General features: G+C 64.3%; 9 protein-coding genes, 1 other RNA gene and 1 pseudogene. 9 read left to right on the forward strand and 2 right to left on the reverse strand.

Going from position 1 to position 11,363, the window contains the following annotated elements:
* Nucleotides 1–512: pseudogene (locus tag FM125_RS06595) on the reverse strand (helix-turn-helix domain-containing protein); the annotation flags it as partial.
* A 314-nt stretch (nucleotides 513–826) separates the two neighbouring features.
* Between FM125_RS06595 and FM125_RS06600 the strand changes: the two are divergent.
* Nucleotides 827–2,101 (forward strand): type II toxin-antitoxin system RelB/DinJ family antitoxin, encoded by a 1,275-nt coding sequence (locus FM125_RS06600; RefSeq protein ID WP_087134052.1) that lies wholly within the window; start codon nucleotides 827–829, stop codon nucleotides 2,099–2,101.
* Nucleotides 2,098–2,934, forward strand: coding sequence for a class I SAM-dependent methyltransferase (locus FM125_RS06605; protein ID WP_087134053.1), 837 nt, complete (start codon nucleotides 2,098–2,100; stop codon nucleotides 2,932–2,934). The genes FM125_RS06600 and FM125_RS06605 overlap by 4 nt, the downstream gene beginning before the upstream one ends.
* Here FM125_RS06605 and FM125_RS11765 read toward each other — a convergent pair.
* Nucleotides 2,931–4,235 (reverse strand): phospholipase D family protein, encoded by a 1,305-nt coding sequence (locus FM125_RS11765; protein WP_143745260.1) that lies wholly within the window; start codon nucleotides 4,233–4,235, stop codon nucleotides 2,931–2,933. The genes FM125_RS06605 and FM125_RS11765 overlap by 4 nt on opposite strands.
* A gap of 421 nt (nucleotides 4,236–4,656) precedes the next feature.
* On the opposite strand from FM125_RS11765, the gene prfB reads away from it, so the two are divergent.
* The 7 genes from prfB (at nucleotide 4,657) to ssrA (ending at nucleotide 10,867) form a co-directional block, all read left to right on the forward strand.
* Entirely contained in the window at nucleotides 4,657–5,781 is a 1,125-nt protein-coding gene (gene prfB / locus FM125_RS06610) for a peptide chain release factor 2 (RefSeq protein ID WP_087134054.1), read from the forward strand.
* A gap of 234 nt (nucleotides 5,782–6,015) precedes the next feature.
* Nucleotides 6,016–7,230 carry an acetyl-CoA C-acetyltransferase gene (locus FM125_RS06615; protein ID WP_087134055.1) on the forward strand — a complete coding sequence of 405 codons (1,215 nt, stop codon included), beginning with the start codon at nucleotides 6,016–6,018 and terminating at the stop codon, nucleotides 7,228–7,230.
* A 125-nt stretch (nucleotides 7,231–7,355) separates the two neighbouring features.
* Entirely contained in the window at nucleotides 7,356–8,120 is a 765-nt protein-coding gene (locus tag FM125_RS06620) for a 3-hydroxybutyrate dehydrogenase (protein ID WP_087134056.1), read from the forward strand.
* Nucleotides 8,121–8,208: 88 nt separating this feature from the next.
* Complete coding sequence (locus FM125_RS06625) at nucleotides 8,209–9,018, forward strand: CoA transferase subunit A (RefSeq protein ID WP_087134057.1); 810 nt, start codon at nucleotides 8,209–8,211, stop codon at nucleotides 9,016–9,018.
* On the forward strand, nucleotides 9,018–9,677 hold the full coding sequence (locus tag FM125_RS06630; protein WP_067190904.1) for a CoA transferase subunit B: 660 nt from the start codon (nucleotides 9,018–9,020) through the stop codon (nucleotides 9,675–9,677). The genes FM125_RS06625 and FM125_RS06630 overlap by 1 nt, the downstream gene beginning before the upstream one ends.
* A gap of 117 nt (nucleotides 9,678–9,794) precedes the next feature.
* The gene (gene smpB / locus FM125_RS06635) at nucleotides 9,795–10,310 is read left to right on the forward strand and encodes an SsrA-binding protein SmpB (RefSeq protein ID WP_067190902.1); all 516 of its coding nucleotides are present in this window, start codon (nucleotides 9,795–9,797) and stop codon (nucleotides 10,308–10,310) included.
* 186 nt (nucleotides 10,311–10,496) lie between these two features.
* Nucleotides 10,497–10,867: a transfer-messenger RNA gene (gene ssrA / locus FM125_RS06640) on the forward strand.
* Nucleotides 10,868–11,363: the final 496 nt, after the last annotated feature.

An 11,363-nucleotide genomic window follows, 5' to 3' on the forward strand; every position in this document is an offset into this window, starting at 1 on the left:
CCTCGGAGTCACGTCCGTGGGTGCGCCAGCCGCCCCCGTCTGGGATCTTCCCGATCTTCTTCACATCCAGGTGCACCATGTGCCCCGGGCCGCGGGCGGTGATCTTCTGTGGTCGTTGGCGCAGGTCCTCACCCGTGGGCGCGAGGTCTCGCAACCGGGAGATGCCCAGCCGGTGCAGCCACCGTCCCACGGTACGAAGACACACCCGGTGGCCTTCGGAGGCGAGGTGGTGATGGATGCGCCGTGCGGACCACTTGCGCTCCCGCCGCAGGGCGTGGATCTGGGCGACCAGGACCGGATCGAGCTGGGCAGGTGAACGGTGCGGCCGGCTGGACCGGTCCTGCAGTCCTGCCTCGCCTTGAGCCTTGTAGCGGGCGACCCAGGTGGCCACCGTGGGCCGGCTCACCCGGAACTTAAGCGGCCACGTGTGCCTGCGGGATCCCGTCGTGCAGGTGGCGGTGGACCATCCTGAGACGGCCAGTGGGGGTCAGGGGTGCGTTAGCGTGAGTCATGAGCGGGTCTCTTCTGGCAGGTGGGTTGTTGAGGAACTTCCATCCTGCGGGAGAGGCCCACTCGTCTCATCTCAGCCCGTACCCCGTGGCAAGAATCTCATGACCCACAACAGCTAGAGCGAACCGGCTGCGGCGCCAAATCTCTTGTCGTGGCGTAGGCCCAACATCCTACGGCAGGGACCCGATCGTCACATCTCAGCCCGGAAGCGGTGTCAAGAGCCTCATGACCCACAACAACTAGCCGGTGGTCGAAAGGATGATGACGTGCTACATTGTGCTACAAGCACGGACGCCCCAAGGCCCTAGGAGCCTCAATGCCGCAGAGTCCTACCACCACGATTAGGATCCCGAAGAAACTTAAGGAAGAGGCGAATGCCATATTCAAGGAGCTGGGAATCACTATGAGTACAGCCGTGAATGCCTTCCTGGCGACCGTTGCCAGGAGTGGGGGAATCCCCTTCGACCTCGTCCTGAATGAGACAGGCCACGGTCGAGGTGGGGTCTCGGAGCAGTCGAGGAACCCGAAGAACGTGACGCTCAACCAAGCGTTCAGGGCGAGGCGGGACGAGTTCTACACCCAGTACGAGGACATCGAAAAGGAGATCCGACATTACCCGAACAAGTTCCGCGGGAAGCATGTCCTATGCAACTGTGATGACCCATTCGAGTCTGAATTTTTCCGCTACTTCGTCTTGAACTTCGATGACCTCGGACTCGCAAGACTGACGTCCACGTGCTTCGCGACATCGCCCTTCGCCGGGATGGATTACCCGCTTGATGCAGAGCATAAACGGCCCTACTTGGCAGTTGTGACCGAGGTGCCAAGCGGTGATATAACCATGCCGGACGGATCGCTCGATCTTGAGTCGATATTTGCCTTAGATGGCAATAGCATTCAACTGCTTCGAGGTGACGGAGATTTTCGGTCTCAAGAGTGTGTGTCGTTGCTCGAGGAATCCGATATTGTGGTGACAAATCCGCCCTTCAGCTTGTTTCGCGAATACATCTCTCAACTAGTTGATCACGGCAAAGACTTTCTGGTGCTCGGTAATATGAATGCCGCTACATATCGAGAAGTCTTTCCTCTTTTCCGAGAAAATAAGTTGTGGTACGGTGAATCTATCCGATCTGGTGATCGCAAGTTCTACGTTCCTGAATCGTACCCCTTAAACGCGTCCAACTGCGGGGTCGACGAGTCTGGGCGCAGGTACATTCGGGTAAAGGGAGTCCGGTGGTTTACGAACCTCGATAATGCTCGCCGGCATGAGGAACTGAAGCTTAAGTCATTTTTCACCGACTCTCGCTATCCTATGTATGAGAACTACAGCGCAATCGAAGTTGGCCGAACCATAGACATCCCTTCAGACTACAACGAACTAATGGGAGTCCCTATTACATTCTTAGACAAATACAACCCCGACCAGTTTGAGATCATCATGCTTGCTAATGGTAATGCACGAACCAACGTAGATCAGCGGACCCTTGAGGCCGTAGGCTATTGCCCCCATCCTGAGGACCGTGGAGGTGTCGGGATCGTTGGAGGGCAGCGTTGCTACGCGCGGATCCTGATTCGAAAGAGAGCCTCGTGAACTCGAGATTGCGCGTGCCCTGCACATACCAGGGCGGTAAGCAACGCGTCGCGAAACAGATTGCCGACGCCTTGCTTGTCGCGGCACCTTCGCTAGACAGCAACTTTTTGGACCTTTGCTGTGGTTCAGGCGCTGTATCGGTGGAGCTTGCCAACCGCGGCGTCGATCCTTCTCGAATCACAATGTTGGACGCAAGTTCATGGGGTACGTTCTGGAAGGCTATTGGGGAGGGAACTTTTGCAATGGACATATTCGATGCCTATCTGTCCGAGATTCCTAAGGACAAGCGCCTAGTCAAAACGCACATGGCCAATCTCGCTACCCAGCATCCTGGTACTCACGAGGCGGAAATCTATCCGGTTCTCCAATCCTGTTCCTTCGGCGGCAAGCAGCTGTGGCATGATGGTTACGAATGGCAGAACGCCTTCTTTCGGGACTACTGGACACCGACGGAAACGAGTGTGCGTCGAAGCCCTGCGAATCCGATGCAGCCCCGCCCTGAAGAACTCCGGCGCCGGGTCCTCGACCTGACGTCAGGCATGAATGGAATCAGGGGATTTCGCGCCGACATCTCTATGGTTCTGGACTGGACTATTCCAGCGGACACGGTCATTTATATCGATCCGCCTTACAAAGGCACGACAAACTACGGCTTCGGCTTCGATGTCCGTGAGATTGTGACGAAGCTTCGCGCTCGTACTGAAGCCGCGATATTTGTATCCGAAGGCGAGCCTCTCAGTAGAGACTGCATTCAGCTGATGGTCAGCGGTGGGAACGGTGGGATCTCTGGTCGCCGTCGTTCCAAGCATCGAGAATGCCTAAGTCGTGTTTAGATGTAGCCCAGTCGTCGTGCATTGGGTGAAGTACCGTTCAAGGCGACCACCCACGAATTTGCTTCCAATGTTATCTGGTCATTTAGGTCGATGACTGAGAGCTGGTAATAGTCCTTTCCGATGCGCGTGAAGGCTACGATTTTATGCGGTAAAAGATGTGATCCGTTCGCGGTCGCGGAGAATGCGTTCGTGATCCTCTTCGGGACAGATGAGGCGCCTTTGGGATTCGCTCCACCTTTAGTTGTTCCATTTAGCAAAAGACGCCAACTTCCGTTGTGGCTCGTGTAGGTGATTGTGTTCTTTTCGTAGTCCTCACCCTCAAAATTGACCGTGATCTCCTTTTTAGAATTGTGTGCTTTGGGGTCAACATCGAAGAAGGTAACTGCGCCCTTTATGCGGTCAGCCTTCTGCGGCAAGGCGAAGGCCGTCCCCTTCGCGTCCCCGGTAATAATCTTCGACTCCTTAGAAAGGTCCAGCTGATTACGTGATCCGCTAGTCATGGCGCCAGTGATGATCCAAAGTGTTGGGTCGTCCGTGGCGTCCGGGCTCAGAGGTGCGGCCGACGTAGAGACAACCTGGGTTGAGGGTGAGTTTGGAAGCGTGCGGGAAGCATTGCTTGTAGGGCTTGTGTGTCGAGGGGTTGCGGATGGGAACGGTACCTTTGGCCCGGGTGAAAAGAGTGAGCCGCTGGTTCCAGTGGTGGTCGCGATTCGGCTGCCAGGTTTCCGTTGAGGAGCTCGTGCCCCGATAACGGCTTCTTTAGTCACGTATCCTTCGTTCTCAAGTTCACGTACGTCATTCCTGCTTGTAATTGCACGGACCTGACCATTAAGGTTTTTCAGGCGCTGGAAGTATGTGTCAACGTCATTTTGTGTTTGTCGATGGTCGCGGTCTGAAAGATCAAGGGTCAACTGCAGGGAAGATTCATAGTTTGTCCACAGGCCGCCAAGGGTCAAGTTGTGAGAGCCGACTACCAGTTTAGACGTTTGGTCGCCCACGAAGTTATACAGCTTGGGGTGGAACGTCCGTCCGCCAGTATCGTGAGCAACCCAGAGCGAGTCGGTAACGTCTAGAAGGTTCATTAGGGCCTCATAGGAGGTTCCTTGGAGATCGATGCCCACCACCATCTCCACTTTTGCGCCTCCCGAACGGAACTGGGTGAGGGCGTCACGCAAGCGGGATACCCCACTGTTCTTTGCGAAGGCTACGGCGGCCGACAGGCGGATAAAGTTCCCTTGTGTGAGTTGATCAATCAGGTAGGGGCCCAGCTGGCGGTCGAAAGGTTGCCGAAGTAAGTGCATGAGCACACTCTAAGGGAGTCCAGCGTTCAGTGTCCTGCACAGTTCCTGATCAGACGTTACTTCGTAGTTGCGCTGGTTCCGTGAACAAGAAGATGGCGACGGTACTTCAGGGCGTCCTCGGGTTGAATGGGCGATTGGGTGCTCCTGTTGCTTGTGCCCGGGGCTTCGCTGGGTGCAGGTCACGGGATGGCTCGAGCGGTTCAAGCCATCCCGACGACGCCTCGGGGATAGCATTGCCCTCCCGCTGTATCGGTGTGGAGTCTGAGTCGCATTGCGGTGACCTCACGCCCAGTAAGGGCTTGCTACGCACCTCCGCTGCGGGTGCCGATCCAGGCCGCCGACGCCAGCCTCACCGGGCTGAGCCACTGACCTGCCCGCTGAGCCCCGGCACGGGCGTCCGAGCCGGTAGGCTGGTGGAATCATGGCTGACACCGACTTCTCCGCAGAGATCGACTCCCTGCGCCACACCCTCGCCTCCATCGAGCAGGTCTCGGACCTGGACCGCATCAAGGCGGACATCGCCGCGCTCGAGCAGCAGGCCTCCGCGCCCGACCTCTGGGATGACCCGGAGCAGGCCCAGAAGGTCACCTCCCAGCTCTCCCACCGGCAGGCGGACCTGAAGCGCATCACCTCCCTGGAGAGCCGCATCGACGACCTCGAGACGATGGTGGAGCTCGCCGCGGAGGAGGACGAGCCGGACCTGCTGGCCGAGGCCGACTCGGAGAAGGACTCCATCGCCAAGGCGCTGCAGGACCTGGAGGTCGTCACCCTGCTCTCCGGCGAGTACGACCCGCGCGAGGCCGTGGTGACCATCCGCGCCGGCGCCGGCGGCGTGGACGCCGCGGACTTCGCCGAGATCCTCATGCGCATGTACCTGCGCTGGGCGGAGCAGCGCGGCTGGTCCACCAAGGTGATGGACACCTCCTACGCGGAGGAGGCCGGCCTGAAGTCCGTGACCTTCGAGGTCAACGCCCCCTTCGCCTACGGCACCCTGTCCGTGGAGGCCGGCACGCACCGCCTGGTGCGCATCAGCCCCTTCGACAACCAGGGCCGGCGCCAGACCTCGTTCGCCGCGGTCGAGGTCGTCCCGCTCATCGAGGCGGACGACTCCATCGAGATCCCCGAGTCGGAGCTGAAGGTGGACGTGTTCCGCTCCTCGGGTCCGGGCGGCCAGTCCGTGAACACCACCGACTCCGCGGTCCGCATGACGCACATCCCCACCGGCATCGTCGTGTCCATGCAGAACGAGAAGTCGCAGATCCAGAACCGCGCCGCCGCCCTGCGCGTGCTCCAGTCCCGCCTGCTCCTGCAGCGCAAGGCCGAGGCGGACGCGAAGAAGAAGGAGCTCGCCGGAGACGTCAAGGCCTCCTGGGGAGACCAGATGCGCTCCTACGTGCTGAACCCGTACCAGATGGTCAAGGACCTGCGCACGAACCATGAGGAGGGCAACCCGTCCTCCGTGTTCGACGGCGCGATCGACGACCTCATCGACGCCGGCATCCGCTGGCGTGCCGCCCAGATCAAGGAGGCCGCCGAGCAGGCGTGATCCTCCCGGCGCGTCCGCGCCTGCTTCCCGACGACGGCCGGTCGCCTCCGCACGGAGGGGACCGGCCGTCGTCGTGCGGCCGAAGGGGTCCGGGTCGACGGAGGGGAGCGACGCGCAGGCCGCACACGGTGGCCGACCGGGTGACCCAGGTCATAGACTGGGAGACAGAATCCAGTTCATCCCGATTAACTGACAGCGGGGCCGGAGTGTGCGCCCCGCGGAAGTGGAGTCACCATGGCCGAGCAGAACGCCGCCCCCGCCCCGCAGCCGACCGACGCGGTGATCGTCGGCGGCGCCCGCACTCCGTTCACCCGACTGCTCGGCGCCCAGGCCGGCCTGGCCGCCACGGAGCTCGGCGCGCACGCCATCAAGCACGCCCTCGAGCGCGCCAGCGTCCCGGCCGCGGACGTGGACATGGTCTACATGGGGCAGGTCGTGCAGGCCGGCGCCGGCCAGAACCCGGCCCGCCAGTCCGCCCTCGCCGCGGGCATCGCCTGGGACGTGCCGGCCATGACCATCAACAAGGTCTGCCTCTCCGGCCTCACCGCCGTGATCGACGCCGCCCGCCTGATCCGCCTCGGCGAGGCGAAGGTCGTGGTGGCCGGCGGCCAGGAGTCCATGACCAACGCCCCGCACCTGCTGGTCGGCGCCCGCAAGGGCTACAAGTACGGCCCCACCACCGTCCTGGACTCGGTGGCCTATGACGGCCTCACCGACGCCCTGTCCAAGGAGGCCATGGGCGAGCTGACCGAGTCCGGCAACGGGGAGCGCGGCCTGGACCGCGCCGCGCAGGACGAGATCGCCGCCGGCTCCCACCAGCGCGCCGCCCAGGCCCAGGCCGCCGGCGTGTTCGACGTGGAGATCGCCCCCATGGAGATCCCGCAGCGCAAGGGCGACCCGGTGGTCGTCTCCAAGGACGAGGGCGTCCGTGCGGACACCACCGCCGAGACCCTCGCCGGCCTGCGCCCGGCCTTCGCCAAGGAGGGCACCATCACCGCCGGCAACGCCTCCCCGCTGTCCGACGGCGCCGCCGCCGTGATCGTCACCTCCCGCGCCTACGCGGAGGAGAGGGGCCTGCAGATCCTGGCCACCGTCGGCGCCCCGGGCCAGACCGCCGGCCCGAAGGACTCCCAGCTGCACTCCCAGCCGTCCGACGCCATCAAGGCCGCCCTGTCCACGCAGGGCTGGGAGGTCACGGACCTGGACTTCATCGAGATCAACGAGGCCTTCGCCGCCGTCTCCCTGCAGTCCCTCAAGGACCTGGACTACTCCGCCGAGCACTGCAACGTCAACGGCGGCGCGATCGCCCTGGGCCATCCGATCGGCGCCTCCGGTGCCCGCCTGGCCCTGACCGCCGCCCACGAGCTGAACCGCCGCGGCTCCGGCCGCGCCGCGGTCGCCCTCTGCGGCGGCGGCGGCCAGGGTGAGGCCCTGGTCCTGTTCCGCTGAGCGCGCTTCCTCCTGCGGCCGTGGGGCCGCAGGAGGACAGTGACCCACGACGGCGGCCACCCGCCTGACGCAGGCGAGCGGCCGTCGTCGGAAAGCATCCCGTCCGAGCCAGGAGGTCCCTCGACATGAGCGAGAACGCCACCACCCTGTCCCTGTCCGGGCGCCGTGCCGTGGTGACCGGAGGCGCCTCCGGCATCGGCCGGGCCTGCGCGGAGGCCTTCGCCGCCGCTGGCGCCGAGGTCACGGTCGCGGACGTCTCGGCCGAGGCCGCAGAGACGGTGGCCGCGGAGATCGGCGGCACGGCCTGGGCAGTGGACCTGTCCGAGACCCGGGCCCTGGACGAGCTGGAGCTGGACACGGACATCCTGGTCAACTGCGCCGGCATCCAGCGGATCGACCCGATCCAGGACTACGACCCGGACACCTGGCGCCTGATCCACCGCATCATGCTCGAGGCCCCGTTCCTGCTGATCCGCGCCGCCCTGCCCGGCATGTACGAGCGCGGCTTCGGCCGGATCATCAACATCTCCTCGGCCCACGGCCTGATCGCCTCGCCGTTCAAGTCCGCCTACGTGGCGGCCAAGCACGGCCTCGAGGGGCTGTCCAAGACCACGGCGCTCGAAGGCGGCCCGCACGGGGTGACCTCGAACTGCATCAACCCCGGGTTCGTGCGCACCCCGCTGGTGGAGAAGCAGATCACGGACCAGGCGCGCACCCGCGGCATCGGCGAGGACGAGGTCCTCGAGAGGGTCCTGCTGGCCGACGCCGCCGTGAAGCGCCTGGTGGAGCCGGAGGAGGTCGGCGGTCTCGCCCTGTGGCTGGCCACCGAGCACGCCGCGCTCGTCTCCGGCGCCTCGTACACCATCGACGGCGGCTGGACCGCCCACTGACCGAGCGGCCTCGCCTGCGGGCGCGGCCGCGACACCGACCCTGCACGTTCGGGCCGAGCCGGCCCGGGACCCTCAAGGAGGAGGACACATGAGTCTGGACAAGACCGTGGCGACCCCCGCGGAGGCCGTGGCGGACATCCCGTCCGGCGCCTCGCTGGCCGTCGGAGGCTTCGGCCTCTCCGGCAACCCGATCCAGCTGATCGAGGCCCTGCTGGACCAGGGCGCCGATGAGCTGTCGATCGTCTCGAACAACTGCGGCGTGGACGACTGGGGCCTGGGCATCCTGCTGGGTGCGCGCCGGATCGCCAAGATGACCAGCTCCTACGTGGGCGAGAACAAGGAGTTCGCGCGCCAGTATCTGGAGGGCGAGCTGGAGGTCGAGCTGGTCCCGCAGGGCACCCTGGCCGAGAAGCTGCGCGCCGGCGGAGCCGGCATCCCCGCGTTCTACACCCGCTCCGGCGTGGGCACCCAGGTGGCCGAGGGCGGCCTGCCCATGCGCTACGACGCCGAGGGCAACGTGGTGAAGGCCTCCGAGGCCAGGCCCACCGACACCTTCGTCCTCGGCGAGGGCTACGTGAGCGTGGACCCGGCCGAGAACCAGGTCTACGCGCTGGAGAAGTCCATCGTCACCGACTTCGCGCTCGTGCACGCCGCCAAGGGCGACAGGCACGGCAACCTGGTCTTCACCAAGGCCACCCGCCAGTTCTCCCTGCCGGCCGCCACGGCCGGCAGGGTTTGCATCGCGCAGGTCGAGGAGCTCGTGGAGCCCGGTGAGATCGACCCGGACGAGGTGCACCTGCCCGGCGTCTACGTCCACCGGATCGTGGAGGTCGGCAAGGACATCGAGAAGCGCATCGAGAAGCGCACCGTGCGCAAGGCCAAGGAGGAGCAGTCCTGATGAGCCAGACCACCAAGCCCACCGGCCTGACCCGTGAGGAGATGGCCGCCCGCGCCGCCCAGGAGCTGCCGGACGGCGCCTACGTCAACCTCGGCATCGGCATGCCGACCCTCATCCCGAACCACATCCCGGACGGCCGCACCGTGGTGCTGCAGTCCGAGAACGGCATCCTCGGCGTGGGCCCGTACCCCACCGAGGAGAACGTGGACCCGGACCTGATCAACGCCGGCAAGGAGACCGTCACCGTCAACCCGGGCGCCTCCTTCTTCGACTCCGCCCTGTCCTTCGGCATGATCCGCGGCGGCAAGATCGACGTCGCCGTGCTCGGCGGCATGGAGGTCTCCGCCTCCGGCGACCTCGCCAACTGGATGGTGCCCGGCAAGATGGTCAAGGGCATGGGCGGTGCGATGGACCTGGTCCACGGTGCCGGCCGCGTGATCGTCATGATGGACCACGTGTCCAAGGACGGCACCCCGAAGATCGTGGACCAGTGCACCCTGCCGCTCACCGGCAAGGCCGTGGTGGATCGCATCATCACCGACCTCGCCGTGATCGACGTGGTCGGCACTCCCGAGCAACCCGAGCTGAAGCTGGTGGAGTGTGCTCCCGGCGTCACCGAGGAGCAGGTCCGCGAGCTCACCGGCGCGAAGCTGAGCTGAGGACGGCCGCCGTCTCCGGCGTCACTCCACCGGCTGTGCCGTAGACTGATGCGTCCGCATGCCCACGCCGGGCATGCGGACGCACCCGTGTGCAGACCGAGCGGAAGGAAGGGAACCATGGGCAAGAACGCGAAGGGCAAGGCCGCGAAGCAGCCGGCCCCGGGCGAGCGCGTGGTCATCGCGACCAACCGCAAGGCCCGCCACGACTACACGATCTCCGACACCTACGAGGCCGGCATGGTACTCACCGGCACCGAGGTGAAGTCCCTGCGCGAGGGCAAGGCCTCCCTGGTGGACGGCTTCGCCGTCTTCTACCGGGACGAGCTCTGGCTCGAACAGGTCTACATCCCTGAGTACCTCAACGGCTCCTGGACCAACCACACCGCGCGTCGCCGGCGCAAGCTGCTGCTGCACCGCGCCGAGCTGACCAAGATCAGCCGCCAGATCATGGACCCCGGCATGACCATCGTCCCGCTGTCCCTCTACTTCAAGGACGGCCGCGTGAAGGTGGAGATCGGCATCGCTCGCGGCAACCGCGAGTACGACAAGCGCCACAGGCTGCGCGAGAAGCAGGACCAGCGCGAGGCCCAGCGGGCCATGCGGATCCGCAACCGTCGCGCCGGAGTGGCCTGACCGTCGTCGGGCAGCGGGCCGGGCGACGTCCGGACCGCACGGCCGCACGGCGAGGCGGTCACAGCACCCGCCGGCCCTGGGGAATGGAACCGGGGCGTGGTAGGTTATGGAACTCGCAGGCCGCATCAGCGGCGGCACTGCACAGTGGTGATTGACAACTCCATAGTGGGAGTCGTCCCCGACCAAGGGGCCGATCGGTTTCGACGATGCATGTCGCGACAGGGGAAGCGGGCCGAGGATGCAGAGTCATCTCGTCAACGCTCTCTGCACACCAATAAGTGCCGAATCCAAGCGCACTGACTTCGCTCTCGCTGCCTGATCAGTGATCGAGTCCGTCACCCCGAGGTTGCTATCGCCTCGGACCGTGGCGTCAGCTAGATAGCCACTGGGTGTCACCCTCGCCGGGGGTCGTGGCACCGACATCAATCCGGCTGGGCCCGGGCTGTCCGCCCGTCTGCGGGACGGACAGGGCCGAGCAACACCCGCAGCAGACTGCGCCCGGAGAAGCCCTGACAACACTGCATCGGACGCGGGTTCAATTCCCGCCGGCTCCACTCATCACACTCGGAAGGCCCTGGAACCCTCACGGTTCCGGGGCCTTTCCGCATGTTCTAGCGGATTTTGCCTAGGCCTGTCACTTGCCATCAATGGTCGCTGTCACTCAGGCCGTACCAGGTACTTAGACCACTGTCGGACACGGAATGAGGGCGGCGTGGCAAGAGGCAACGTACGAAAGACACCCCGGGGAATCACCACCCTGCCCAACGGCAGGTTCCGTGCCCGCCTGATGGTGGACTACGTGAACCACACGCTAGGCGCCTTTGATCGTGTCTCAGGCGCCGATGCAGCACTAGGTGTGATGTTCATGGACGTTGTTGCGTGAACAGCTGACAGGCGAAGGCCTCCTGTTGCGAGAGTGGAGTTGTCAAGAAACCGCTCACGCGAACAGAAGGCCTGTCAAGCTCCGGGTTTCATAGAGGCTCTGCTTCTTGGTTTTCGGGCGTGTCAACTTGTCTGTGTAAGCGGGGTGGTCACAGGTAGGGGTTGATCCGG

Origin of the sequence: Micrococcus lylae (genome assembly GCF_900163825.1) — a bacterium.
In the GTDB taxonomy this organism is placed as follows: Bacteria; Actinomycetota; Actinomycetes; order Actinomycetales; family Micrococcaceae; genus Micrococcus; species Micrococcus lylae.